Genomic DNA, 25,789 nt, shown 5'->3' on the forward strand with positions numbered 1-25,789 from the left:
TGGCAGGACCGCACCGCTGTAACGTGATGCTAATATTTTTCGATTTCGGAGAGCATTCGCAATGGCGTTGTTGATGCTCTTACGATCAGCTCCGGTTGCAGGATCACATGTTGGACGGCAGCATCGCGCTCATTGATTTCCTTCAACAGCAGCTTCGCTGCGCCGCGTCCCATTTCGCGATGCTCAATTCGGATCGTGGTCAACGGCGGCGAGATAAGATCGACCAGGGGCATATCGTTGTGGCCAACCACCGAAATATCATCGGGACAGCGCAAGCCGAGCATCCGCATTGCATCGAACGTTCCGAGTGCGAGCAGGTCGTTGGCCGCCACGATTGCCGTGATCCCATCCGTGCCCGCAAGAAGCGCGCGCGCAGGCGCGACGCCGGCGTCGCGCGTGAAGTGGGACGCTTCCTCGACGTGAATCGGCAAATTGTGATGCGCCATCGCGCGCGAAAATCCATCGCGCCGCAACAATCCCGTCGACGTGCTGAGTGGTCCCGACAGGTGGCCGATATGACGATGGCCGTTCGACACAAGATGATCGACGGCGAGCTGCATGCCCAGTTCGTCGTCCGATACGATCGATGATACCCGGTCGCGAAACTCAAAACGGTTGACGAGAACGACCGGCAGGCCGCGGTCGAGGCAATGTCCGACCACGTCGTCGTCGCGGGACACCGTCGCGAGGATGATTCCGTCAACGCGCTGGTTGAGAAGATTGTCGACAAACGCGATTTGCTGCGAGGAGTCATTGCCGGCATCGGCAACGATCGGCGAATAATTTTGGGTTGCCAGCGCTTCGGCGATGCCGCTGAGAATCGGCGCGAATACCGGATTGGCGATGTCGGGCAGCAGAACGCCGACGAGTTGCGATCGTCCGGTACGCAGGCTGGTTGCGATGCGGTTGGGCTGGTAGCCGAGCGATTGCGCCACATGGGTGATGCGCTCGGCAACATCGTCCGCCACGAGGTGGCGCTTCTGCGGGTCCAGCGCGCGGGACACCGTCGAGGTGTGCACGCCGATCGCTGCAGCGATCTGCTTGAGTGTTGTGAGTGCGACGGGATTCATGAGGTCTTTCTGGAGCTTAGGCCCGGGGCCCGGCAGCATTATCGCAGAGCACTTGACGTTTTGCAATCGATTGCAATATAGGATGCAAACGATTGCATCGACATTCCCCAAGCAGGAGGCCGTCCATGAATTCAGTATCGGCGCCACACAGCGGCAAAGAAAATTTCGGCAGCATTATTGAGAGCCAGGAAGAGGTGACGCCGGTGGTTCTGGCTGCCATGGCGCAAACGCCCGACGGCCGCCTCCGCGAGATCGCGGCATCCTTTGTCCGGCACATCCATGCCTTCGCGCGTGAGGTGAAGTTGACCGAGGCCGAATACGACATCGGCATAGATCTGATGAACCGCATCGGTCAGGCAACCAACGACCGGCATAACGAGGGCATTCTGTTTGCCGACGCCATCGGCTTTTCGACACTGGTCTGTCTGCTGAACAATGGCAACGCCGGGGCCACCGAAACGGCGGCGGCGCTGCTCGGTCCGTTCTGGCGCATGAGCTCGCCAAAGACCGCCAATGGCGGTTCGATCGTTCGCTCTCCTACACCGGGGCCGGAATTGTTCGCCTCGTGCAAAGTGGTCGACGCGGCCGGCAAGCCGATCGAGGGCGTAGAGGTCGACGTCTGGCAATCATCGCCGGTCGGACTTTACGAAAATCAGGACGATACCCAGGCGGATATGAACTTGCGCGGCAAGTTTCTGACGGATGCAGATGGGCGGTTCGGCTTCCGGTCCGTCAAACCGGCGGGATACCCGGTCCCGACCGACGGTCCCGTCGGCGACATGCTTCGCGCCCAGTCCCGGCATCCGTATCGGCCGGCGCATATTCATTTCCTCGGCTACAAGCCCGGATTCAAGACGCTGATCACGCAGATCTTTGTCGACGATGACCAGCACCTCAGCAGCGACGTCGTGTTTGGCGTAACCCGCGCGCTGATCGGCGATTTCCGGCGCCACGATTCCGACACACCGCCCGCGCCGGACGTGAAAGCGCCTTGGTACACACTGGACTACGCGTTCGTGATGGAAGCGGGCGACGCCAAGCTTCCTGTGCCCCCCATCAAGTGAGCTGACATGACCTACCCGATTTCCCTGAAAGACAAGGTCGCACTGATCGTCGGCGGTGCCGGCGGCATCGGTGCCGCGACGGCGCGACAGTTCGCCGAGGGCGGCGCGCGCGTCGTCATTACGCATCGCGCCGGCCCCGATAAGGCGGCCGCCGCCAACGCGCTGCTGGCGACATTCGCCGGCCGGGAGCACGCGGCCTTTGCCGCCGAGGTCGCCGAGACCGCGACACTGATCGCGCTGCGCGAGGCCGTCGTGGCGCGCTATGGACGCCTCGACATTCTGGTCAACACGGCGGGATTTACCAAGCCCGTTCCGCATGCCGATCTCGAGGCGCTGGACGACGAACTGATCGACCGGATGTTTCGGGTCAACTGGCGCGGACAATTCGCCGCGATCCGCACCTTTGCGCCACTCCTGCAGGCCTCCGGCGACGGCCTTATCGTGTCGGTTTCATCGATTGCGGGCACCACGGGGGCGGGGTCCTCGATCGCCTACTGCGCCACCAAGGCCGGCATCGACGTCATGACCAAATCGCTGGCACGCGCATTGGCGCCGCAGGTTCGCGTGCTCGGCGTGGCACCCGGTGTCGTCGATACCGGCTTCGTCCCCGGACGCGGCGCGGATTTCAATGAAAAGACATCCGCCACGACTCCCTTGAAACGGGTGGCGACGGCCGACGACGTCGCCGCCGCAATCCTCTCCTGCGCCACGCATCTCACATTTTCAACCGGCACGACCATCACCGTCGATGGCGGCAGATCACTCTGAAGGCACCCTCATGCGCCAACCCCGCGACAAAATCTTCATCACCTGCGCCGTCACCGGTAACCTGACCACGCCGGATCAGACGCCGCATCTGCCGATCACGCCGGGACAGATCGCCGACGCCTGCCTTGGCGCCGCGGAAGCCGGCGCCGCCATCGTGCACATCCACGTGCGCGAGCCAGGTAGCGGTAAGCCATCCATGGAGCTTGGCTATTATCGCGACGTGGTCGAGCGCATCCGTGCCAGAAATACCCAACTCATTCTCAACATCACCACCGGGCCAGGCGGACGCTTCGTGCCGTCACCGGACGAACCGCGCGTCGCCGCGCCGGGCACCACGCTGATGAACCCCGAAAAGCGCGTCGAGCATATCGCCGTGGTTCGTCCGGAAATCTGCACGATCGATTTGAACACGATGAATTCAGGCAAAGAAGTCGTGATCAACACGCCCGGCAATGTGCGGCGCATGGCGAAGGTGATGCGGGATGCCGGCGTAAAGCCGGAAGTTGAACTGTTCGATTCCGGCGACATTGCCCTCTTGCACGATCTGCTGAAGGACGGAACGCTTGACAGGCCGCCTTTGTGTTCGTTTGTCATGGGAGTCCGCTACGGATTTCAGCCGAGCTCCGAAACGGTGCTGTATGCGCGCGACATGCTGCCAGCGGCAGCGGAGTTCACGGCGATCGGCATCGGCAAGGCGGCGTTCACCGCTGTCGCCCAATCCTATCTGGCTGGCGGGCATGTCCGGGTCGGCCTGGAAGACTCGGTCTATCTGTCGCGCGGCCAGCTCGCGCCCTCCAACGCCGCCATGGTCGAGAAGGCGCGCCGCATCGTGGAAGATCTGGGCGGACAGATCGCGACCCCGCGCGAAGCAAGAGACATTATCGGATTGCCGACGCGCCTCGCTGGCGCGTCGCACGTGGCCTGAGGATATCAGCATGACGACAGCAACATCGCCCGTGAAAGGTGCAGCCGACTTCGCCTTCAATGCGACCTCGCTCCGGCTAAAGTCAAAGGCCGCCGATGCCGCATCGATCGCGCCGGTCATCGAAGAGTACTGGCTCACCCGCGGACCACAAGACGCGATCGTCGAAATCAAGGCCGCAGGTGTCAATCCATCTGATGTCAAGGCGGCTACCGGTCTGATGCCCTATGCGGCTTTTCCGCGAACGCCGGGCCGTGACTTTGCGGGCATCGTCGTCGATGGTCCGTCCGAATGGCTGGGACGGGCGGTATTCGGATCATCCGGCGATCTCGGCATTCGCCGCGACGGCACCCATGCAAGCCATCTCGTCGTCGAGGCAGCCGCGCTGGTGGAAATGCCAGGCAATATTTCGATGGACGAGGCCGCGGGCGTGGGCGTACCGTTCGTCACCGCCATCGAAGGCTTTCGTCGGGCTGGAATGCCGACGCGGCAGGAGACGGTTCTGGTGATGGGCCTGAACGGCAAGGTCGGCCAGGCCGCAACCCAGCTTGCCACCTGGCGCGGAGCCAAAGTCATTGGCGTCGTTCGCAAGGACGAGGCCTATGCAGGCCACGCCAACGGGCCAATCGAAGTCATCAACGCGGACACGACCGATGTCGCCACCCGGGTCCGCGAACTCACCAACGGCAGGGGTGCCGACATCGTCTTCAACACGGTTGGCGATCCGTATTTCGAGGCAGCGAATAGATCCCTCGCCCTCGCCGGCCGCCAGATCCTGATCGCTGCCGTCGACAAGATCGTATCATTCAACATTCTCGAATTTTATCGAGGCCGCCATACTTACGTGGGCATCGATACGCTCGCATTCTCCTCGATCGCAAGCGGCGACGTTTTGCGGGACGCTTTGCCGGGTTTTGCGAGCGGTCATCTCAAGCCGTATCCGATTGCAGGCAACGCGATATATCCGCTGACGGACGCCAGGGCAGCCTATCTCGCGGTGATCGGTTCCTCGCGCGATCGCGTCATCCTCAAACCGTCGGCATAAGCCAGCCCGAGCTCGCCGCGAATTTAAAGATTCCGACATACCGGAAGTTCATACCGTCGTGCTGCTGAGAAGGAGAAGAAATGCCAAACTTCATCGCTTCGGGAGGCCGAAAGCCCTGGTACCGGATCCTGTACGTCCAGGTTCTTCTCGCGATAGCGCTCGGGATTGCTGTCGGGCATTTCTGGCCGGCGACCGCCGTCGAAATGAAGCCCCTTGGCGACGGCTTCATCAAGCTCATCAAGATGGTCATCGCACTGGTCATCTTCTGTACCGTGGTGTCAGGCATCTCCGGTATGGAGAACATGAAGAAGGTCGGCCGGGTCGGCGGCAAGGCGTTGCTCTATTTCGAGGCCGTCTCGACTGTTGCGCTTCTGATCGGGTGGGCAGTCGCGACGGTCGTCAAGCCGGGTGCGGGGCTCAACGCCAATCCCGCAACGCTCGACCTCAAAGCGGTTGCCGCCTATGCCGGCAAGGCCAAGGAGCAAACCGTCGCTGAATTCGTCCTGAACATCATCCCGAATACGATCGTGGATGCGTTCGCCCGCGGCGACATTCTGCCGGTGGTGCTCATCTCGGTTCTATTCGGATATGTACTTTCCCGCCTTGGCGAGCGCGGCAGGCCTGTCAGGGATTTGATCGATGCCGGAGCAGATCTGGTATTCGGTACGACGAATGCGCTGATGCGGCTGGCGCCGCTCGGTGCATTCGGGGCAATGGCCTTCACCGTCGGTCGATTCGGCGTCGGCTCTCTTGGACCGCTCGCGAAACTGGTCGGCACATTCTATCTGACGAGCGCCATCTTCGTGTTCGGCATCCTCGGCGTTATCGCCTGGTGGGCCGGGTTCAACATCTTCAAGTTCCTGCGGTATATCCGGGAGGAAATCCTAATCGTTCTCGGAACGTCTTCCTCCGACCCTGCCCTGCCCGGCCTGATGGAAAAGCTCGAGCGGCTCGGATGTTCCAAACCCGTGGTCGGGCTCGTCGTGCCGACCGGATACGTCTTCAACACCGATGGCAGTTCGATCTACATGACACTCGCGGCATTGTTCGTGGCGCAGGCGACCAATACCGATCTGACGTTCATTCAGGAATTCGCGATATTCGGTGTGGCGATGCTGACTTCCAAGGGGGCGTCAGGCGTAACCGGTGCGTCCTTTATCGCGCTAGTCGGAACACTGTCGGTCGTCCCGACGATCCCGGTTGCCGGAATGGCGCTGATCCTGGGTATCGACCGCTTCATGAGCGAGGCCCGCGCACTGGTGAACATGATCGGAAACGGGGTCGCGGCCGTCGTGATGGCAAAGTGGGAGAGGGAGTTGGACTATGCGCGGATGCAGGCCGTCTTGAACGGCGCTGTTCCGAAAGACGGCGCATTTTCAGAAGGCGCAGCGGAGCCATCGCACCGCGCGCGTCCGCTCGGAGCGCACGTCAAGGCCTGATCAGGGGCGATAATCGATCCGAGACCGCGCCATTGATCGTCAAAAGCTTGGCTTGCTCAGGACGATGGATGGTCCGAAATCGGTCGACGAAGTTTGGGGCCTCATCACCGCGTGGCAGGAACCGCCACGTTTGTCCGTTCCAGTTCACGCCCGCCCCGCCGACGCCGTTGCTGGGAAGAAAGCCCGAGAAGCTGCGGATGGGGAGCGCTGCCTGACTGGCATTGTTGCGAAACGTCATCGTGTCCTGTTCGGGCCGCAGGAACAGATTCAGACGAACCGCATAGCGCAATTCGTCCCGCGCATAGGCCGGTGAGAAATCCGTTGCGGTATCGCGCCACGGGAGAGTCGGGAAGCTGGCAACCTTGCGTGGCCACACCATGCATGAATGGCGGTCTCGTATAGAGACCGGCCGCGTGGCCGCAGGGTCCGGCCAATTGCCGGTCGATGAAAATTGCGCAACCGGCATCCTTGCCGCTGGGGCCCACGATCGTCAGGCGGAATCAGCCGATCGACCGCAGCTTCTTTGAATGGTCGCTCGCCATCCGTTTAGTGCTCCTTCTCAGACTGGGTCAAAATAGTGAATTTCGAACAACGCGCAGCGAGTGCCGTACGATCGGCTGGTCGACCGTGATGTCGATCTCGCCGAGACCATCAATGCCGCCGATGACCTTGTCGCCGGCAACAATCGCACCGACGCGGGCCGGCGTTCCGGTCATGATTAAGTCACCTGGTTTGAGGTCCATGGAGCGCGATAGGATCGAGATAATATCCGGCACCGGCCAGATCAATTCGGCCAGGTCCGCATCCTGCTTCACCGCACCGTTGACGGCGAGCCAGATGCGGCCCGCGGCCGGGTGCCATCCGCCGTTCACACGATGCAGCGGCGCAATGGGCGCCGACTGGTCGAACGCCTTGCCCCAATCCCAAGGACGCCCCTTGTTCCTCGCTTCCAACTGCAGATCCCGACGAGTCAGGTCGATGCCAACGCCGTAGCCGAACACGAGGTCAAGCGCCGCCTCGCGGCTGACGTCGAAGCCTTCTCGGCCGATCGCTACGACAAGCTCAATTTCGTACTGAAAATTGCCTGTTTCCGGAGGGTAAGGCACGGTCGTGCCATTATCGACGACAGCATCCGCTGGCTTCGTAAAGAAGAACGGCGGCTCGCGATCCGGATCCTTACCCATCTCGCGGGCGTGCGCGGCATAGTTGCGGCCAACGCAGAAGATGCGGCGGACCGGGAACCTCCCGGGTTCGCCTGCAACCGCGACCGTCGGCGGAATCGGCGGATCGAACACGTAGCTCTTCGTCATCAAGCCCTCTTGTCTCGTGCGGCTCAACGCCTCCGACCCGACCCGACCCGACGAAATCGGAGGCGCGGCAGGAAGTCAAATCAGTCCGAGTGCGGAAGATTTCCTTCGACCATGTGGAACATATGGCCAACCCGCTCTTCCCAGATGAGATTGCGATCCATGGCGCGAGCCGGCATGTCCTGAATGACGTACTGAATCGCCGGCTCAGTGCCGGTATTGATGTGCTCGTGCGAGGCCCAAGCCGAACAAGCGAATGTATCACCGCGCGACCATTCAAACTTGTGATCGCCCACGATGGAGTAACCGCTACCCTGAATGATGTGATACAGCGCGTAAGAATTGTGTCGGTGCGGCACGATGTGCTCGCCCGGATTGATAATTTGGATACCGAGGAATATGGACGGCAGCACACCGCCCGCCTCCCCGGTATCCGAATTGACCAAGGCGATGAATCGCCGGTCCGCGCGACGCAGAGGATCTTGCGCGACGTCATCAAGCCTCGGCTTGAGGTCGCGCCAGCGCCAGATCGCTGGGCGGATATTCTTTTTGACGAGGAACGGATAATACTCGTCGTCGGTCATAAACTTCGACCACTCGGTCGTATCCGTATTTTTCATGTTCGCGCCCGGATCGGCGGGGATAGTCGTTGTCATCTTGTTCATCAGCGTCCTCCTCTTCTGTTTGACGAAGCATTTTATCGTGCGGGCACACCCTTCAGATGCCAGTCCAGGAAAGTCATCGTGCGCTGCCAGGCGAGTTTCGATGCGACGGGGCGATATGCCACGGGCCGAAAGTCTTCATCGAACGCGTGAGGTGCTCCGTTATAGCTGAAAAGTTCGTATGGCTTCGACGCGCGTTTGAGTTCGCCCTCGAGCGCTTCAATGTCCGCAGCGGAAATCAGCCGGTCGAATGTGCCGAAGTGCGCAAGGAACGGAGCTTGGATATCTTTGGCACGGTCGAGTGGCGACACAGGTTTCTGATCTGAAGGTTTCGCGTAGCGAACCAGACCGTAATAATCGACCGACGCGGAAAGATCGGGCGACTCCGCGGACAGCATCAGCGAATACATGCCGCCGATGCAGAAGCCCAGTGAACCGATCCGTTCTGGATCAACCGCCTCGTGTTCGCGCAAGGCACCGACGAGACCACAGGCGTCCGCGATCACGCGATGATCGGGGAGCGAATTCACCGCGACATCGATGGCGGCAGGGGACGAGACATCGGGGGACCTGCCTTCGCGGGCGAAGTAGTCGAGGATCGCGACCGCGAAGCCGCTTGCTGATAGGCGATGCGCAACACTCCTCACATAGTCGTTCATTCCAGCGATGGCCGGAAGAAGCACAATGCCTGGAACCTTGGGTTTCCCGGACTTGGGAAGTACGAGGGGCGCAGATAGCGTTTCGCGGTCCGCGCCGAAAAATTCAATGCTGTTCATGAGAGTGAGGCTATCGATCGCAAGCTCATTTGCAATGAGAATGCGAGAATGCTAGATATTTTCGCTATGAATAATAAAATCGACCTCAATCTGCTGATCGTATTCGATGCCGTTTGGCGCCGTCGGCATATTTCGCGGGCCGCGGTTGAGCTCAACACCAGTCAGCCCACCGTGTCGAACGCATTGCGGCGGCTGAGAGATTTCACGGGCGATGCGCTTTTCGTTCGCAGCGGGAGTGGAATGGAGCCAACGCCCTTTGCCGAACGGCTCGCGACCCACTGGTGCGATGGCTTGAGTTCCGTGCGACGCGGGCTTGCCATGCGGTCGGATTTCAATAGTGCGACCGACAAGCGCACCTTCACGATCGTGATGAGCGATATTGCGGAAGCTGTGATCCTGCCTCATCTACTCAATGCGTGTCGAGAGAGTGCTCCCGGCATCTTTTTCAGCACGATACAACTGCCCATGGAACAAATACTCCCTGCATTGCGCACAGGAGCGGTTGATTTGGCCGTCGGATTTATCCCGGAGCTTCGCTCTGGCGTGAGGCAACAGCTTCTGTTCGAATCCGACTATGTCGCACTGGCCCGGCGTGGCCATCCCGGCGTGAAACAATCGGCAATATCCAAAGCGATCTTTCTGAGAGAGCGACATGCGCTTGCGAAAGCCGAAGGAACTGGCCACGCCATCGTCGAGAGGACACTGCGCAAACACGGGCTTGATTCACATATCGCGGTACGCGTGCCACATTTTCTCGCGCTTCCAATGATCGTGGGATCCTCCGATCTGGTCGCGACAGTGCCCAGGCCTCTGGGTGTGCTGATGGCGGATGCGGCCCCAATCGAGATTCTGCCGCATCCGCTCAAGCTTCCGAAGCTGATTATCAGACAGTTCTGGCACGAGCGTTTCGATGCGGAGCCAGCATTAATGTGGTTGCGAAAGACGCTCAGAGCGGCGGTCGCAAACGCCAGCCAGTTACGGCCGCCCCGCAGCAACTGACCCTATCGACCCTCGTAAAGACCAGGTCGCGGGGACAAACCGGATAACAGTCACGCCTGATCCGTGACTTAAAAGCTGCTGTTTGCGGAGGTTGGCTCTGATGCGGGATCGAATGTCCGAGGAGGGATGGGCTTCTTCTGTGCCTTTGTCATCGAGAGACGGGTGGCGTGCGGGCGTTCCCCAGGGATCGTCGGATGGTGCTCGACGCGAACTTCTGTTTTGACGCGCAAGAACTTCCTGGGACTCTTCTCTTCAAATCCGCTGCCCTTTTCAGTTGGCCCTAGACGTGAAGTTTCAGAGGTTGTCCAAGAAGCTCGGGGGGTGAGGCGTTACGGCGGCCCGAGTGAGATGCTTCGTTCCTCCGGGAGCGCGGTATGCTAGTCTCCTAGCCTGGAAATGATCGTCTCCGCTTCCGCCGGATCAAGTCGCGCCATCAACTTCTTCTGATGCTCTTGGAGACACGCTTTTGCAGACTGCGCATCAATTGATAGTGGCGTCGATCGCTCGACGCCCTCTCAGAGATCGATCGCCGCCGAGCCGTGTTCGCGGCCGAAGCCAGAATCGCGCACGCCGCCCCATGGCAACCGCACATCGGTGTAGCCATAGGTATTGATCCAGACGGTGCCGGCGTTCGCTTTCTTCGCGAAACGCTGCACGCGCCCGATGTCGCGGCTCAATACCCCAGCCGCGAGGCTGTAGGCAGTACCATTGGCAATGCGCAGCGCATCGGCCTCGTCGCGGAACTTGATGACACTCACCACGGGACCGAAGATTTCCTCCTGCGAGATGCGCATCTCGTGCTCGACGTCGGCGAACACCGCGGGGCTGATGAAGTAGCCGCGGTCGCCGACACGCCTGCCGCCGGTCGTCAACACGGCGCCCTCCTTCTCGCCGATATCCACGTAATCGACAACGCTTTTCATTTGTTTCTCGGAGATTACCGGGCCAAGTGCGGTGGCACGACCTGCCGGATCGCCCATCCGGATCGCGGCGCAGGTCCTGAGCAAACGTGGACTGCTAACCGACGGGATACCTCGTGCGGGTACACCGCACGGCCTTCGAGCACCAAAGATTGGTTAGATGACTGGTGTGTTCTTTGTGATGGCTCGCCTAGCTCACGGTGCCGCGCGAACGTTGCAGAACAAACTTACGCCTTACTTGACCGGGCGACTTCCGCGGCGCTAATGCCTTCGAGCGCGAGTCCGTAACCGACGCCCTCCTCGATAAGCCGGCGGAGGCGCTGCGTAAGAGCAACGCGCGTGAGGTGTGACGTGAGCGGGGGAATTGCCGCCAAGGTAGCGGCAATAGTCCGAGCCCGATTCATGAGTTCGGGTTTTGCTACGATCTCGTTGACGACACCCCACTCCTTGGCGGTTTCCGCATCAAGCTCCTGTCGAGTTAGCAGGAAATAGCGGCCCCGGATGCTTCCGATGACCTCCGGCCATATAACGTGCATCCCGTCTCCCGGCACGATTCCGAGCTGGAGGTGTGGCCTGTCCTGAAAAACAGTATCGGGCGACGCAATTACGATGTCGCAGAGTAGCGCGTATTCGGAATGAAGGCGGATCGGGCCGTTGAGAGCCGCGATCATCGGCACTTCGATGTCTAGGATGTTCATGAGAACCTTTTTACCCTCGCGATAGATCTTGTCGTAGCCGGTGGGCGTGAAGAAGTCGAAGCCACCGGGAGCGATCTCCTCCATGACGGCATCGCCGGTTCCGGTCAGGATTACGACGCGGTTGGCGCTATCGCGACCGACGGCGTCGAAGAGGTCGACGAATTGCTCATGCGTGTAGCCGTCGAAAACGAGAGTGTCACCGTTGCTGTGAAGCGCGATCTCGAGGACGCCGGCAGTTGAGCGCGTCAGCCGCGCGTTAGGAAAGGCGTCCTTGTAGGCGTCGAACTGAGCCATTTGTCGTCCTCCGAAATTGATTGCTGATGGTCGTCGCTAATTCGATTGGCGCTTTGTGCCTATGTTCGCCTATATTTGCGCCGACAGTGCCCATTTCCAAACAAGCACGAGCCGAAAATCAGGAAAACCTTATCGGTTTCGACCAGCCTGCGGGTCTGTTCGAGGGCTCTCACCGGCTTGGAGTTATCGTCGTGGGAGATGAACTTGGTCTTGCGGCCGTTGATACCCCATTATCGTTGATCATATCGAAATAGGCCGCCTCGGCTTTTCCGATCGTCGCGAACGCCGCCAGCGGACCGGTATAAGGCATGATGTTGCCGATGCGTATCTCGGTATCACTTACGCCAATAGCCGTGTCTAGATCGGCATTAGCAACCCCGGGTCCAGGAACCAGCGCGGCGAGGAGCACAACCGCGAGCACACTCTTTCTCATCTTTCGCATCACTCGATCTCACTTTCGCGTACGTGGCTAGTCGAGGAAGCTCAGCCAAGCAGGCGGATCCGCCGTATAAATCCTCGCCTCCACGGACATACCAGGAGAGATCCAGTGCAGCGCTTGGCCCGGATCGTCGAATGTGATCTTGACCGGCACGCGCTGCACAACTTTGACGAAGTTGCCCGTCGCATTCTCCGGAGGCAGCAAGGCAAATTGCGAGCCGGTACCACGCTGGATGCTGTCAACACGTCCCTGGAGACGCAATTCAGGAAATGCGTCGACCCGGATCGTCACCCGTTGGCCGGGCCGCACGCCCGTCAATTGCGTTTCCTTATAGTTCGCTGTGATATAGAGGGTGTCTGGAACGATCGAAAACAGAACCTGCCCGGGTTGCACATAGTTTCCGACCTCAACCGTCTTGTTTGTCACGCTGCCGGTCTCAAACGCACGTATTTTTGTGTACGACAAATTCAGCTGCGCTTGCGCCAGCGCAGCCTGCTGACGTTCGATCGTCGCTTTCGCCTGCTGCTCCTGGGTTTTGAGCACGCCTTGATGGGCGCGAGCGGCGTCGAGTGCCGCGAGATCGTGCTGAAGCGTGGCACGTCGCTCCGCGACATCGGACTCCGCCTGCTGAAATCGCTCGACGGTTCCGGACCCATTGGACGCAAGGGATTTGAAACGCTCGAATTGCTGTTGAGCGAAATCAACTATGGCCTGATCGCCATCGACGGCAGACTGGCTCTCCGCAACGAGGGCTTGCTGCTCTTGGAGCTGCGCTTTGACGTTCTCCGCGTTGGCCTGAGCGCTCTTCACGTCGGCGTTGGCCATATCTACCGCGACTTCAAAGTCTCTTGGGTCTAGTTCAACCACCAGGTCGCCGCGCGTGACCTTCGAGTTGTCGTCCACGTGCAGTTTCGAAACGTAAGCCGACACCTTCGGTACGATTAAGACCACGTGCGCGTTGACGAATGCGTCATCGGTACTGACCCGCCAAAAGCCCGGCAGAAACAAATAGAGACAGACGGCAGCGATGCCGAATGCAAGGGCGCCGATGACGATAGGTCGCCGGCGGGAGTGCGCTTCGGGCGACGATGGAATTTTCACGCCAGGCGGCGCCTCGACACGTAGGGTCGGAGCGGGCGGTAATTCTTTGAGCGCGGGTTGATCGTTCATAGCTGTGTTCTTGAGGTAAGATGTATCGATAATCGGCGGTAGTGTTGTTCCCGTTTCATTTTTTTCTAGATACCGGAGTTGGCGGGATAATCGGGACGAGGCAGAGCGTGACTATCCCAATGAGCGCCATGAAAAGGAAGGCATCTGCATAGGCGAGTGTGGCGGCCTCGCGGCCTCCGATCTCTGCCAGCAGTTTGGTGGCGACTTGTTGGCTATGCGGCGCTGAGTAACCACCGCGTGACACGATGGCGGATGACGCAGTCATCATCCAATTCTGCATTACCTCGCTTGAGGTACGAAGGTGATCGAATAGCCGCGAGGAGTGAAGTGTCTCGCGTCGTTCGACCAGGATCGTTAGCACAGCGACGCCGAGCGCTGCGCCGAACTGACGGAAAGTCATGTAAAGAGCGACGCCATCCATGAGCTTGTTCTGCTCGGTGCGGGCAACGGTGCCGCTACCGACCGATGGCAGCAACGCCGACAGACACAGGGCATACAGGACCAGCGGTAGATAGAAATAGTATGCAGGCGTGGCGGTAGTTAGAAGCCGGTTGAACAGCAACATCGACGCGACGAGACAGCAGAGAGCCCCGCAGATTGTCTTCCGTTGTCCGAAACGGGCGACGACGCCGACCACCAGCGGGCGAATTGCGGCTGCCGTTAACGCATATACAGCCATGACCCGTCCGGTCTGGGTCGCGCTTAGCGGCTGTGAGGCGACGTTACGAAGGAATTCCGGGAGCAGGTACAGGCTGCCGGAGAGGATCATCCCTGTGCATATGCCGATGAGAACAGAAGACAGCACGTAGCGGTCGCGCAACAGTTCGATCCGAAGCAGCGGAGCGCGGTTGCGGAGACTCGTTTGCCAGATCGCGAACAAGATAAGGGTCGTGGTCCCCAGCCCGAAGAGTAGACGAATGCGTGAGGACCCCAACCAGTCATCGATCTGGCCACGGCTGAGAATGACCTGCAAGGAAATTACGGTCACGGCGATAAGAGCGATGCCTAGCCAGTCGGTCGCGCTCGGCTGCTCCGCCCTTTTCGCCGGCATATCGGGGAAATAGCGCACCAACAGCCAGATCGCGGCAGCCGCGTAGGCAAGGTTTGGGAGGCAGATGTACCGCCAGCTGAAGTGATCGGTGACGTAGCCGCTGAACAGCATGCCGAGTGCGCTGGAAAGATAAAGCACGGTCGATATGCGCATGAGCGATTCGCTGCGCTGTGACTTCGGTAACAAGAGATAAACGCTGCCGCGCCACCAGACCACGAGACCAGCGCCCGCCAGTCCCTGGATGGCACGCGCCATCAACATGGTCTGGAAGCTGTACGAGGTCGCGCTCACGACCGATGCTGCGGCAAACAACAGCACTGTTCCAATCAGGTAGTTCTTGTGGCCGACATACCCCGCAAGCCAGACGCAGACCGGCACTCCGAGGAACAAAGCGGAGCTGTAGACCGTGAGGCTCCAGCTCGCTTCGTCGCCCGACACGCCAAAGCTCCCGGTAATATCCGTCAACACAAGGTTGATGCTGTCGGCCGTGTAGAATTCCATACCAGCCGCAAACGCGAGGCCAAGCAGCATCAGACGAAGCTGCCGGGAACCTGCGGGCGGCGCCTCGACGTGTGGCGAGGCGACAATGGCCATGGATCCGCTTAGCTCAACCATTGAAACACCTGGAATCCGATGAAAAGGATATTCATCCTCTAGCTCTGATATCTTGTTAGAGTTTCTTTTCCCGCGAGTTTGCCTCGAATCCTTGTTTTTGCAGATCGTGCCAGGCCACCAGGACGAAGCCACCGACAAGGCCAAGATGTTCAAAAAACGAGTTTTCGATCATAAACCTTTCGTCCGGCGGCACGTCCCAGAAACGGTTGGCTAGGAATGTCGCAAACAGCGTGAAACCTCCCAGCGCCAGCGCGCCTGCCCATCGATACAGACCACTCAGGATCAACATCGACGCGCCGATTTCCAAGATGATCACGGCAATCGCGAAGGGCGCAGCCGGCGCAAAGCCAAAATGTTGCATCTCAGCGATGGCAGCGTCAAAGTCCATTGCCTTGCCTATGCCGCCCTGCAGGTAGGCGGCGCACAGACACAACAATGCGATCCAGCGCGCCCCGGGCAAACAAAATAACGATCTCAAACTCTCTCTCATGCTGACACCCAGCGCCTCGAGCGTTTCATTGAAACATTCTCATAATTATCAATCACTGTTCGTTGGCATCCGATCAGCTTGGAACGACCCAGCGTCCGGTAAGGTCAGGCGGCAAGCCACAGGACCGTCCGAATCAGGAGCGCGGTGAGAGCGAGCGCCGCAAGCGACGCCAGATACAGACCCCCGAACCATCGCAGGCGCTGGGACCGTCCGCTCATCCTTCCCACCCCGTCTCGGGCGTCTTGCCACGGAAGACCCGATAGGCGAAGGCGGAATAGGCGAGCACGACCGGCGTGACGATGGCAGCCCCGATCAGCAGGAAGACGTGGCTGAGGCTTCCCGATGCGGCCTGCCAGAGCGTCAGGCGAAACGGCACGACGTCCGGGAAAATCGTGAAGCCGAGGCCCGCAACGCCAAGAGCAAACAAGACGAGCCCGAGAAGAAACGGTCGAAGTGCCGAAGGTCCACCGATCGCCTGCAAAAGCGCAGCGGCGGCGGAAAGAAACAGGAGACCGATGAGTCCGAGCACCACCGGATGAGATGTCCACGCGTCCGAGACGCCGGGCTGAACGTAGGAAGCAGCGGCGCAGGTCGCCACCGCCAGGCCGACGAAGACGGGCGTCGTCCGCCGCAGGCTGCGGTCCGCGAAGCCCTGCAAGTTGCGGGTCGCCTTCAAATGCAGCCACCCTCCCCCAAGCACCATGTACCCCACCAATACCGATACCGCGACGAGAAGGGAAAACGGTTGAAAGACATCGAGGACGCTGCCGCTGAAGCGCTCGCCATCGACTGCGACGCCCTGGATGAGGCCGCCAATGATGAAGCCTTGCATCAGCGCCGCGATGATGGAGCCGAAGCCGAATGCGACGTCCCAAGCCCGGCGACCGCTCTCGGCCTGATAGCGGAATTCAAAGGAGACGCCACGCAAGCCAAGCGCCAGCAGCATTGTTATCAGCGGTATGTAGAAGGCCGACAGCAGGATGCCATAGCCTATCGGAAAGGTAGCAAGAAGGGTTACACCGGCCATGATCAGCCAGGTCTCGTTGCCGTCCCAGGTCGGCGTGATGGAATCGACCATGCGGTCGCGCAACTGCTCGTCGGATTGCGCGAGCAGCAAGGCGCCGACACCGAGGTCGAAACCGTCGAGCATCACATAAAGCGATAGCGCGAAGGCGGCGAACAGGGCGGAAAGCAGTGGCAAATCCATGGTCATCACTCCGCCGGAACTGGGTTGCCGCTGATCGGCGCATTCATCATGCGGGCTTTCAGCGCCTGCTTCAGGGAGCCCGAGGCTTCGGCCTGCGCCGGCGCGTCCTGCGGGCCCCGCCGGATCATGCGGAAGGCAAACAGAACGAACGAGGTTCCGAACAATCCGTAGATGCAAACGAAGGCAATTAGGCTCGACAGCAACGCGTCGGCCGGCACCGGCGATACAGCATCGATGGTGCGGAGAATTCCATAGATCACCCAGGGCTGACGGCCGGTCTCGGCGAGATACCAGCCACCTACCGTCGCCACGACGCCGGATGGCGTCATCACGACGAGCGCCCGCAGGAACCAGCGCGTGTTAAACAGACGCCCTCGCCAGCGCAGCCACAACGATGTGACGGCGACACCGAACATTATGATCGCGATGCCGTACATCACCCGGAAGCCGTAGAAGACCCAGCCCATTTGCGGCTGACGATCTACCGGCGTGTTTTTCAGTCCATCGACGCGGCCGTCAAGGCTGTGGGTCAGCCAGATGCTGCCAAGAACCGGAATGCCGAGCGCGACGCGGTTGCGCTGATGCTCCTGATCGGGAACGATGATCCAGTAGTACGGTGCCGGCGATTCCGATTGCTTGTCCCAGAATCCCTCGGCCGCCTGCATCTTGGCCGGCTGGAGTTGCACCATTTTCCCGTACAGGATGTCGCCGAGAAAAACCTGAGTTGCGATCAGGATGGTAGCGAAGGCCGTGCCCATTGACACGGTCCGGCGTCCGAACGCCACGTGCTCGCCGCGCAACAGATACCAGGCGCCCACGCCCGCAACGAGGAAAGAGCCCGTGATATAGGCCGCGGTCAGCATGTGCGGCAGGCGATAGAGCCAGGACGGATTGACGACCACCTTCAGCCAATCGGTCACGACAACATGGCCGTTCACGACCTCGATGCCATCGGGCGTCTGCATCCAGCTGTTAGCCGAGAGAATCCAGGATGCCGACAGCAAGGTTCCAAGCGCCACCATGCAGGTGGCGAGGAAGTGCAGCCTTGGCCCGACCCGATGGAGGCCAAACAGCATGATCCCGAGAAAGCCTGCCTCCAGAAAGAACGAGGTCAGAACTTCGAGGGCGATCATCGGGCCGATCGCCGGTCCGGCCATCTGACCAAACTTCGCGAAGGCAAGACCGAACTCGAACGACAATACTATTCCGGTGACAACACCGACGCCGAAGGCCATCGCAAAAATGCCGAGCCAGAAACGATAGATTTGGAGGTACAGTGGATCCTTGGTCTTCAGCCATAGGCCCTCGACAATCGCCAGAAACATCGCGAGCCCGATAGAGATGGTCGGGAAGATGATGTGAAAGCTGACCGTAAAGCCGAACTGGATGCGGGCAAGGAGGGCTGGGTCGAGATTCATGGCCGTGTCTCCTGATCCTGGGGACGTCGGAAGATGAATACCGCCAGCGCGAGGAACAGCACGAGGGCTGCGATCGAAGCCGAAAGACCGAACACGCCGATGATGATGAAGAAGAAGGCTACGCCAAGCAGCGTTGCGACGACCGCTCCGATGGAACCAAAGATAGAGTTTGGAGCCGTATTCATTCGTCGCTCCGCTTGGGGCACGTCCCAACTTCCGAACCTTAGGCAGTTGCTTGCATGATCACACCGCCCAGCAGGCGCAGCCGAGCGCGCCCCAGAAGCTCTTCAGATCGGCGATTGGCAACTTGTTCGACCAAGCCGTGGCGTGATCGTGCCCATGGACTTTGCACTGATTGGCGCAGCCGCAACTCATTGCCATCTTCCGTGCCAACGCCGGTTGGCCCGCAGATTCGGCGGAGCCCCAAGCCGCATAACCACCGAACGCGCGAACCGGGGACCAGTCGGGCATCGCAGGTGGCGGAGCGGCGCTGTCCAAAGATTTGAAACCGGACGCCGCGTACACGACCTTGCCACCCACCACTGTCAGATCGGACGTCGTCTCGGCGATCTCTGCTTCGGCGCAGGAGAAGTAATCGCGATCAGGCACGATCAGGTCCGCAAGTTGACCGACCTGGATTCCGCCTTTCTTGCCTTCCTCGTTCGAGAACCAGGTCACGTTTTCCGTCCACATCCGCAGTGCTGTCTCGCGGTCGAGGCAGTTGCGCTGCGGCGTGATGTGAAGACCGCCGACGGTCATGCCGGTCACGAGCCAGGCCAGCGAGACCCAGGGATTGTAGGACGCGACACGGGTGGCATCAGTGCCGGCGGATACTTTGACGCCCTTGTCGATGATCCTCTTCACCGGCGGCGTCGCCTCCGCCGCGCCAAATCCGTAGCGCTCGACGAAATATTCGCCCTGATAGGCCATGCGGTGCTGTACGGCGATGCCACCGCCAAGCGCAGCGATGCGGTCGATGGATTGGTCCGAGATGGTTTCGGCGTGATCGAAGAACCAGTGCAGGCCTTCGAGCGGCATGTCCTGGTTGACCTTTTCGAAAACATCAAGCGCCCGCGAGATGGTTTCGTCATAGGTCGCGTGCATCCGCCACGGCCACTTGTTCTGGACCAGGATCCGGACGATCCCTTCAAGTTCGCCTTCCATCTCCGGCGGCATGTCGGGCCGCGGAACGCGAAAATCCTCGAAATCGGCCGCCGAGAACACCAGCATCTCGCCGGCGCCGTTATGGCGGAAGTAGTCGGTGCCGTGCTTGTATTTCGAGGTCTTGGTCCAGTTCAGGAAGTCGTCCTTCTCCCCCTTCGGCCTCTGCGTGAAGAGGTTGTAGGCAAGCCGGATCGTTAGCTGTCCCTCGTCGCTGAGCTTCTGGATGACCGCATAGTCTTCCGGATAGTTCTGGGAACCACCGCCGGCGTCGATCGCGCCGGTGACGCCGAGCCGGTTCAGTTCCCGCATGAAGTGACGGGTCGAATTGACCTGATAGTCGAACGGCAGCTTCGGCCCCTTGGCCAGTGCCGCGTACAGAATATTGGCGTTCGGTTTAGCGAGCAGTAAGCCGGTCGGATTGCCCCTAGCGTCGCGCGTGATCTCTCCGCCTGGCGGCTCGGGCGTGCCCTTGGTGTAACCAACCGCGCGCAGCGCAGCGCCGTTCAGGATCGCCCTGTCGTAGAGATGCAGAAGGAAAACCGGAGTATCCGGAGCGACGGCATTGAGCTCTTCGATGGTCGGCAGGCGTTTTTCGGCAAACTGGTGTTCGGTGAAGCCGCCGACCACCCGGACCCATTGCGGCGGTGGCGTGATCGCGACCTGACGCTTCAGCATGGCCATCGCGTCGGCGAGCGACCAGATGCCGTCCCAACGGAGCTCCATGTTGAAGGTCAGGCCGCCGCGAATGATATGAAGATGGTTGTCGATCAAGCCGGGTAGAACGCGGCGTCCCTTCAGGTCGATGATTTTCGTGTGGGAACCAGCAAGAGGCATGATCTCCTGGTCCTGACCTACCCCGGTGAACCTGCCGTCCTTGATGGCGACCGCGCTCGCCGTCGGATTTAAGCGGTCTAGGGTCGTAAACAGGCCGCGGTGGAGGATCAGATCGGGCATGTCGGTCGTCATGGACGTGTCTCCGTGCGTCATGACTGTGTCTCCGTGGAAACCGCAGTCGTCGTGGTCGCTGTAGCTGCTGCGCCGGCGTGGCCGCCGGGCAGCATGCCAAACATGTGCGAGGCGCATTTCGCTTGCTGCCAGGCACTGCGCAGCGAAGTTCCGGCAACCACTTGCTTCCCGATCGGGATGACCTGCTCACCAATAAGAATTCCGAGCAAACCGACCAACGCTACGAGAGGAGGCGCCGGAGAGCGGACATTCAGAAGGCTGTAAATCACCCCGACCAAAACACCGGTGCCGAGCGACAGCAGATATATTCTCATCGTCGGTCCCCGTTGAGGATGCGAACGCAAAGCGCCCTATTCGGCTGCCTTCAGCCCACCCTCGGAGGCATGTTCACCGAGCGCCCATTTGGAGAATCGCACCTGGATGCCGTAGGGCGTGTGCTCACGCATGATACTCATCACGCCTTCGTAGGTCTCCGAGCGGGCCCAGTCCTGCTGAAGCTCGAACACATATTGAAGCGACGTGATCGGGATCGCGCCGGCCTGGACACCGCGATCCATTGCGCGGTTATGTGCCTCCGGCGAAATGTCTCCACATGCGTCCGCGGGAATGTAAATTTCGTAACCAGCCTTCAGCATGTCGAGCGTCGGAAACATCACGCAGGCCTCGGTCCAGAGACCAGCGATGACAATCTTCTTGCGACCGGTCCCCGCAACAGCCTTGCGGAAGTTCGGGTCCAGCCACGCGTTCATGGCGGTTCGGTCAATCACTTCATGCATCGGAAACAGTTCGGTCACTTCCGGCATGAAAGGACCCGAGAAGGAGTCCTTGGCGATTGTCGAAATTATAGTGGGAATGCTAAAAAGCTTCGCGGCCTTAGCGAGGATCTGTATGTTGTTGAAGACTACTAGTCGGTCATGGGATTGCACGCCCTGATACATGGCGGGCTGATAGTCGACCAGGGCAATTGCGCTGTTTTGTGGGGTGAGCATCTCGAGTTCCGTCATTGTTCGTTCTCCGTTTTGGACGAGGTGGCTAGGATTGATGACGCACTTTCATCTGGACGATGGCGAATTGCCCTATCCCGCTGGATGAATCATATCTCTTGAGTAAGCGAGGCCGATGCCGCTCCCATTCGATTCGACGATGGCTCTGGCTCCGTCGTAAGTTTCTTTTCTGGTCCAATCGCGTTGATACTCGAGCAGAACCTGTAACTCACGCCGACCAGGCCGTGGTCAAGCGCAGGCGCCTCCACTCGACGCAACTGCTGTCCTCGACGCCAAGCGGACCGGTCCCAATACCGATCCGCTGTGCGCGGATCGTGGCTGATAGCCAATCGCGCCTCAGCCAGCCAATTAGTCAACGCTGCAGACAATTCATCCGAAACGCCGGGCGTCGCCGCGGGCGTTGACGCGGGCGTTGACGCGGGGACCGAAGTCTTGCCGGGTATTGAGGAGAATTGCATCGGATACCTCCCTCACCGTCCGGGCGCCCCGCGCAGGCAGGCACCAAGTTCTGCCTAATAAGAGGGATTGGCGAGTAAAAGGCTGAAAAAAAATGTAAATTTTACGTCTTCGAACAACTTATTAGCTGAGCGTCGACGACATGGTGGGAATCGCGGCCTACCTCGCCTCCCTCGAGCCGTAGTACGGCCTTCCAGGCTGGTGAGAGTTAGGACGTGCAGGAGAATACGAGACCAGTCATCGTGTTGGGTTTGGCCGTACCAATCGATCGGAGACGGTATGGACCCATCCAAGCAAAACAGTAGACTAATAGCCACTCTCCCCAGGGAGACGGAACGGTTCGCGAGGAAGTCATGGCGACCAGTTTCTCCGTAAACGGCAAGTTGGCCTCAACCGAGGCACCGCCGGCAACCCCGTTGCTGTGGGTGATCCGGGAGGACCTCGAGCTTACTGGCACCAAGTTCGGTTGCGGCGCAGGCCTCTCGGCGCTTTTGGTACGAACGTTGCTGTGATTTAATCGCGGGCCTGAGTGCTATCCGAATATGAATTGGAAGCTGCAATGGACAGATCCAAATTCTTCGCGCAGCCCACACTTTCCTTACGGTCGCAGCCTGGCAGAAAAACTTGGCCTAGAGGATGCGCCCGCCATCGTGACGCGAACGCTGGGAAAAGCTGAGATCGCGGTGACCGACATACACGTGATCAATCCGTCGGGGACGCTATCGGCTCCTTTGCCACGCGTAAACGCCTATGGGATCACCTTAGTCATGAGTGACGTTGCTAAAAATAGCTATTGGGAATGCGACCGTCAGGTTTCCACTGCATGAGTCCAGGCGGGACAAATCCTAATCAGCGATATGAGGCGTGAACCACGTGTGCTGATGGACCGACCTTTCCATTCCGTCCTCTTTTATCTACCGAGAGTGGCAATCGATGCTCTGACGGATCAGGCCGACGTGCCGCGCATAGACGAACTTCAGTACGAGCCTGGCGTGGGGATCTCGGACGAGACACTGAAGCATTTGGGCTTATCGCTGATGCCTGCGTTTCGCGCTCCTGACCAAGCCAATCGACTGTTCATGGATTACGTGACGCTCGCATTCGCAAGTCATACAGCGCACAAATACGGCGGCATCCGCACGCTTTCGAAGCCGCTCAAGGGTGGACTCGCACCGTGGCAGGAAAGACTGTCGAAGGAATTGATTACTAACAATGTGGCTGGTGCAATATCACTGAGTGAAATCGCCAAAACGTGCGGGCTGTCGGTCGGCCACTTCTCGCGGGCATTCCGTAAATCAACCGGCCTCGCTCCGCACGCCTGGCTGCTCCAGGCGCGTGGCGACACGGCGAAGGTCATGCTTCGGGATCGAGATGCGTCGCTGTCCGCGATTGCTCACAGTTGCAGTTTCGTAGACAGAAGCCACTTCACACGTGTATTTACCCGACTCGTCGGCTTAAGTCCTCGCGCCTGGAGCGTTGACCCATAGACATAAGCTCAATCAAGCAGTTGGAGCGCCGATCGGCGCCGAGACCCCACGCCGAAAGACAGTCGAAATCAGCGAATTTTCCAACAACCTCGTGATCGCGTGAGTGACGAGGCCGTCATCGACTTCTCCATCGGCGGCGACCTCACAAGCAGCCTTGATTGCAAAGTCCCCGACGAAGATGGAAAGTCTGCAAAGAACCTGCTTATCGAGATCCGACAGCAGGTTGTAGCCCCAGTCCAGCATGGACTTCAGCGCCTGATGTCTCGGAAGAGCCGTCCGTCGGCCCTCCCAGATGACCTTTGAACCTGTTGTCGAGCAATTCTGCGGTGCCGCTGACCCCAAGTGACCCAACGCGACTTGCCGCGAGTTCTATCGCGAGCGGTAGACCGTCGAGCCGACGACAAATGTTTGCGACGCTAGGCGCTTCGGCGTCCGACAACTGCGAATGATGACCGCCGGCAAGCGCGCGCTCCAAGAAAAGCTGCACGGCGGGATATCTGAGCGCCTCGGCCGCAGACAGTCTAGGATCGTCTGGTGGCGTCTCAAGCGAATGAAGCATGTGCACGTGCTCGCCTTCGGCCCGCAGCGCCTCGCGCGTGGTCGCGAGAATGTGGACTTGTGGTGCTTCATTCACAACGCGCTCGGCCAATTGCGCAACCGCGTCGACGACATGCTCGCAATTGTCGAGCAGAAGAAGAATTCTTCCGCCACCAAGAAAATCAAGGAGGCGGCACAATGCGTCTTCTGCCGGTGCCACGACGCCTAGCGCCGACGCGACCGCAGTCGGCACTAGCCGCGATTCAGCTAAGGCACCCAGGTCGACGAAGAAGACGGCGCCGTCGAAGCCCTCCACTAACGCGTGGGCGACCGCGACTGCGACTGTCGTTTTTCCGACGCCCCCCGGACCAACAATGCTGACGAAACGACATGTCTTGAGTTTGGTTAGCAGTTGGCGGACGGACTGCTCCCTGCCGCGCATTGTCGCGAGCCGAGCGGGCAGATTATGTGTTCGGCTTGCGATACCAGCATTGTCGTCCTGCAGGAGAGTTTGCTGTACACCGGAACGCACCACGGTCGCCACGAAGCAATAGCCTCGGCCTGCGACATTGGAAATGTACCGAGCACCATCCAGACCATCGCCGAGCACTTTGCGAAGAGCGGAGATATGCACCCGTAGATTTGTTTCCTCCACGGTGACGCCAGGCCAAGCTCGCGCGATTAGCTCCTTATGACTGATAATTTCGCCGGCGCGCTCTACCATGACCGTCAAAAGATCGAGCGCACGACCGCCAATCGGGAGGGTCTCCTCCCCCCGCTTCAATAATCTCTCAGCCACGGACAGCTTGAATGGGCCAAACGCAAACGCGTTCTTGACCCGCGGACCAGTAATATCAGGGAGGGGCTCAGATGCGCGTTCTTCCATCGGCAAAGTTGCAGCCCTACAGTGTAGAAGTCCGACCGGCAAACGTGGGCGGCTCTTCGTGTCGAACGACTTTTCTATGAGCATGGCGCGCCACCATTTTGGATTAACTTCGAACGGATTTGTAGCTTTCGACGGCGCGTCCGCTAGAGTCTGTATCGGATGACTGACCCATTTGCGCCGCTCCATTGACGCAGCATAGAGGAGTAGTGTGAACGCTAAATCCCACTTAGGTTTCCATGGGCGATCGCCTCAGTTATACCTTGGTTTTATAGGTACGAACCCTGGCCTTACATTAGTGTCTACCGCTCGATACTAGACGGGCCGCTGTATAGCCTTGTCCAGGCGGGCGATCAAAGCTCAGTCGCCCAAGGGCTCGCTCAGAGGAGCCGATGGCACCATCGCTGAATGCTTGCCCGCGAAGCTTCCGTCTAGGACAGCCGTCGGCCATGCTGACGCAGGGGCGCGGGTTGAGAGTCGCAATGCTGGACGACTTTTGGGAAGTCGTACTGCCTCAGGCCAACTTGTCAGCCGTTGCGCGTCATGACAAGATCATCATATTCAACGACACGTCGCTGATCCCGCTGCGGTTGCGTTCCTCAAAACACTGAATTGAGTCACGAAGGAATTCTTCCAGCAAGATGCGCTGGCCCACATGCTCTTCAGTAGTCGATCGAGCGGAAGGAGCTTGGGTCGAAGGATGGAACTACCGATCGCCAATCGCCAGCATTGCCGCGGGGCCAGTGTGGCTATCGAACACGATGCCCGCAATCGTGCGACCTCGCCCCACCATTCATTTCGGACATCGGACAGGCACATCGAGCCGCCAAGTTCCGAAAGCCTATGATTTTACGGTTCAGGCCGCTTGCGAGCAACGAACGGTCCCGGCTCGCTGTCTAGCGAACGGGCGGTTTGCTCAACACCACCTCGCAGATGGT

The 25,789-nt window shown here is 59.6% G+C and carries 29 protein-coding genes and 1 pseudogene; 10 read left to right on the plus strand and 20 right to left on the minus strand.

What is annotated here, in order from left to right:
* Positions 1-29: 29 nt before the first annotated feature.
* A complete protein-coding gene (locus V1289_RS05570; RefSeq protein WP_334395997.1) occupies positions 30-1,070 on the minus strand; it encodes a LacI family DNA-binding transcriptional regulator in 1,041 nt (346 codons plus the stop codon).
* Between the two features lie 125 nt (positions 1,071-1,195).
* Between V1289_RS05570 and V1289_RS05575 the strand changes: the two genes are divergently transcribed.
* The 5 genes from V1289_RS05575 to V1289_RS05595 all read left to right on the plus strand — a co-directional run bounded on the left by V1289_RS05575 (position 1,196) and on the right by V1289_RS05595 (position 6,308).
* Positions 1,196-2,134 (plus strand): dioxygenase family protein, encoded by a 939-nt coding sequence (locus V1289_RS05575; protein WP_334395998.1) that lies wholly within the window; start codon positions 1,196-1,198, stop codon positions 2,132-2,134.
* Between the two features lie 6 nt (positions 2,135-2,140).
* Complete coding sequence (locus V1289_RS05580) at positions 2,141-2,902, plus strand: SDR family NAD(P)-dependent oxidoreductase (protein WP_334395999.1); 762 nt, start codon at positions 2,141-2,143, stop codon at positions 2,900-2,902.
* A gap of 10 nt (positions 2,903-2,912) precedes the next feature.
* Positions 2,913-3,827, plus strand: a complete 915-nt coding sequence (locus V1289_RS05585; RefSeq protein WP_334396000.1) for a 3-keto-5-aminohexanoate cleavage protein — start codon at positions 2,913-2,915, stop codon at positions 3,825-3,827.
* A 10-nt stretch (positions 3,828-3,837) separates the two neighbouring features.
* Positions 3,838-4,869 carry a quinone oxidoreductase family protein gene (locus V1289_RS05590; RefSeq protein WP_334396001.1) on the plus strand — a complete coding sequence of 344 codons (1,032 nt, stop codon included), beginning with the start codon at positions 3,838-3,840 and terminating at the stop codon, positions 4,867-4,869.
* 80 nt (positions 4,870-4,949) lie between these two features.
* On the plus strand, positions 4,950-6,308 hold the full coding sequence (locus V1289_RS05595) for a dicarboxylate/amino acid:cation symporter (RefSeq protein WP_334396003.1): 1,359 nt from the start codon (positions 4,950-4,952) through the stop codon (positions 6,306-6,308).
* Here the strand turns inward: V1289_RS05595 and V1289_RS05600 are convergent.
* The 4 genes from V1289_RS05600 to V1289_RS05615 all read right to left on the minus strand — a co-directional run bounded on the left by V1289_RS05600 (position 6,298) and on the right by V1289_RS05615 (position 9,053).
* The gene (locus tag V1289_RS05600) at positions 6,298-6,687 is read right to left on the minus strand and encodes a hypothetical protein (RefSeq protein ID WP_334396004.1); all 390 of its coding nucleotides are present in this window, start codon (positions 6,685-6,687) and stop codon (positions 6,298-6,300) included. The two genes, V1289_RS05595 and V1289_RS05600, sit on opposite strands and share 11 nt — an antisense overlap.
* Positions 6,688-6,877: 190 nt before the next feature.
* A complete protein-coding gene (locus V1289_RS05605) occupies positions 6,878-7,618 on the minus strand; it encodes a fumarylacetoacetate hydrolase family protein (protein WP_334396005.1) in 741 nt (246 codons plus the stop codon).
* Positions 7,619-7,698: 80 nt separating this feature from the next.
* On the minus strand, positions 7,699-8,280 hold the full coding sequence (locus V1289_RS05610; RefSeq protein WP_334396007.1) for a cupin domain-containing protein: 582 nt from the start codon (positions 8,278-8,280) through the stop codon (positions 7,699-7,701).
* A gap of 32 nt (positions 8,281-8,312) precedes the next feature.
* Positions 8,313-9,053 (minus strand): dienelactone hydrolase family protein, encoded by a 741-nt coding sequence (locus V1289_RS05615; protein ID WP_334396008.1) that lies wholly within the window; start codon positions 9,051-9,053, stop codon positions 8,313-8,315.
* Between the two features lie 48 nt (positions 9,054-9,101).
* Here V1289_RS05615 and V1289_RS05620 point away from each other — a divergent pair, with 48 nt between their 5' ends.
* Positions 9,102-10,052: a LysR family transcriptional regulator gene (locus V1289_RS05620; protein WP_334396009.1), complete on the plus strand. Its 951-nt coding sequence runs from the start codon at positions 9,102-9,104 to the stop codon at positions 10,050-10,052.
* A gap of 515 nt (positions 10,053-10,567) precedes the next feature.
* Here the strand turns inward: V1289_RS05620 and V1289_RS05625 are convergent.
* From V1289_RS05625 to V1289_RS05680, 13 genes are all read right to left on the minus strand, one after another.
* Positions 10,568-11,125, minus strand: a complete 558-nt coding sequence (locus V1289_RS05625) for an aldehyde dehydrogenase family protein (RefSeq protein WP_334407288.1) — start codon at positions 11,123-11,125, stop codon at positions 10,568-10,570.
* A gap of 74 nt (positions 11,126-11,199) precedes the next feature.
* Positions 11,200-11,964, minus strand: a complete 765-nt coding sequence (locus V1289_RS05630) for an enoyl-CoA hydratase/isomerase family protein (RefSeq protein WP_334396010.1) — start codon at positions 11,962-11,964, stop codon at positions 11,200-11,202.
* Positions 11,965-12,023: 59 nt separating this feature from the next.
* Positions 12,024-12,137, minus strand: coding sequence for a hypothetical protein (locus tag V1289_RS49510; RefSeq protein ID WP_442895951.1), 114 nt, complete (start codon positions 12,135-12,137; stop codon positions 12,024-12,026).
* Complete coding sequence (locus tag V1289_RS05635) at positions 12,134-12,406, minus strand: hypothetical protein (protein ID WP_442895952.1); 273 nt, start codon at positions 12,404-12,406, stop codon at positions 12,134-12,136. Before V1289_RS05635 ends, V1289_RS49510 begins: the two co-directional genes overlap by 4 nt.
* 27 nt (positions 12,407-12,433) lie before the next feature.
* The gene (locus V1289_RS05640) at positions 12,434-13,573 is read right to left on the minus strand and encodes an HlyD family secretion protein (RefSeq protein ID WP_334396011.1); all 1,140 of its coding nucleotides are present in this window, start codon (positions 13,571-13,573) and stop codon (positions 12,434-12,436) included.
* 55 nt (positions 13,574-13,628) lie between these two features.
* Positions 13,629-15,218: an MFS transporter gene (locus V1289_RS05645; RefSeq protein ID WP_334396012.1), complete on the minus strand. Its 1,590-nt coding sequence runs from the start codon at positions 15,216-15,218 to the stop codon at positions 13,629-13,631.
* A gap of 76 nt (positions 15,219-15,294) precedes the next feature.
* A complete protein-coding gene (locus tag V1289_RS05650; RefSeq protein ID WP_442895953.1) occupies positions 15,295-15,729 on the minus strand; it encodes a DoxX family protein in 435 nt (144 codons plus the stop codon).
* A 214-nt stretch (positions 15,730-15,943) separates the two neighbouring features.
* Positions 15,944-16,936 carry a cytochrome d ubiquinol oxidase subunit II gene (cydB, locus tag V1289_RS05655; RefSeq protein WP_334396014.1) on the minus strand — a complete coding sequence of 331 codons (993 nt, stop codon included), beginning with the start codon at positions 16,934-16,936 and terminating at the stop codon, positions 15,944-15,946.
* A gap of 5 nt (positions 16,937-16,941) precedes the next feature.
* Positions 16,942-18,354 carry a cytochrome ubiquinol oxidase subunit I gene (locus tag V1289_RS05660; protein ID WP_334396015.1) on the minus strand — a complete coding sequence of 471 codons (1,413 nt, stop codon included), beginning with the start codon at positions 18,352-18,354 and terminating at the stop codon, positions 16,942-16,944.
* A complete protein-coding gene (locus V1289_RS05665; RefSeq protein ID WP_334396016.1) occupies positions 18,351-18,539 on the minus strand; it encodes a hypothetical protein in 189 nt (62 codons plus the stop codon). The genes V1289_RS05660 and V1289_RS05665 overlap by 4 nt, the downstream gene beginning before the upstream one ends.
* Positions 18,540-18,597: 58 nt before the next feature.
* Complete coding sequence (locus V1289_RS05670) at positions 18,598-20,484, minus strand: amidohydrolase (protein ID WP_334396017.1); 1,887 nt, start codon at positions 20,482-20,484, stop codon at positions 18,598-18,600.
* A 17-nt stretch (positions 20,485-20,501) separates the two neighbouring features.
* Complete coding sequence (locus tag V1289_RS05675; protein ID WP_334396019.1) at positions 20,502-20,798, minus strand: XapX domain-containing protein; 297 nt, start codon at positions 20,796-20,798, stop codon at positions 20,502-20,504.
* Between the two features lie 36 nt (positions 20,799-20,834).
* Positions 20,835-21,488, minus strand: coding sequence for a hydrolase (locus V1289_RS05680; RefSeq protein WP_334396020.1), 654 nt, complete (start codon positions 21,486-21,488; stop codon positions 20,835-20,837).
* Between the two features lie 809 nt (positions 21,489-22,297).
* On the opposite strand from V1289_RS05680, the pseudogene V1289_RS05685 reads away from it, so the two are divergent.
* The 3 genes and pseudogenes from V1289_RS05685 to V1289_RS05695 form a co-directional block, all read left to right on the plus strand.
* Positions 22,298-22,426, plus strand: a pseudogene (locus V1289_RS05685) ((2Fe-2S)-binding protein); the annotation flags it as partial.
* A 60-nt stretch (positions 22,427-22,486) separates the two neighbouring features.
* Positions 22,487-22,771: a hypothetical protein gene (locus tag V1289_RS05690; RefSeq protein ID WP_334396021.1), complete on the plus strand. Its 285-nt coding sequence runs from the start codon at positions 22,487-22,489 to the stop codon at positions 22,769-22,771.
* A gap of 54 nt (positions 22,772-22,825) precedes the next feature.
* Complete coding sequence (locus V1289_RS05695; protein WP_334396022.1) at positions 22,826-23,431, plus strand: AraC family transcriptional regulator; 606 nt, start codon at positions 22,826-22,828, stop codon at positions 23,429-23,431.
* A 12-nt stretch (positions 23,432-23,443) separates the two neighbouring features.
* Here V1289_RS05695 and V1289_RS05700 read toward each other — a convergent pair whose 3' ends face one another.
* Together V1289_RS05700 and V1289_RS05705 are read right to left on the minus strand one after the other, a co-directional pair.
* Positions 23,444-23,674, minus strand: coding sequence for a hypothetical protein (locus V1289_RS05700; RefSeq protein ID WP_334396023.1), 231 nt, complete (start codon positions 23,672-23,674; stop codon positions 23,444-23,446).
* Entirely contained in the window at positions 23,634-25,040 is a 1,407-nt protein-coding gene (locus tag V1289_RS05705) for an ATP-binding protein (protein ID WP_334396024.1), read from the minus strand. Before V1289_RS05705 ends, V1289_RS05700 begins: the two co-directional genes overlap by 41 nt.
* Positions 25,041-25,300: 260 nt before the next feature.
* Here V1289_RS05705 and V1289_RS05710 point away from each other — a divergent pair, with 260 nt between their 5' ends.
* Positions 25,301-25,462, plus strand: coding sequence for a hypothetical protein (locus V1289_RS05710; protein WP_334396025.1), 162 nt, complete (start codon positions 25,301-25,303; stop codon positions 25,460-25,462).
* Positions 25,463-25,789: the final 327 nt, after the last annotated feature.

It is taken from the genome of Bradyrhizobium sp. AZCC 2289 (assembly GCF_036924615.1).
GTDB lineage: Bacteria > Pseudomonadota > Alphaproteobacteria > Rhizobiales > Xanthobacteraceae > Bradyrhizobium.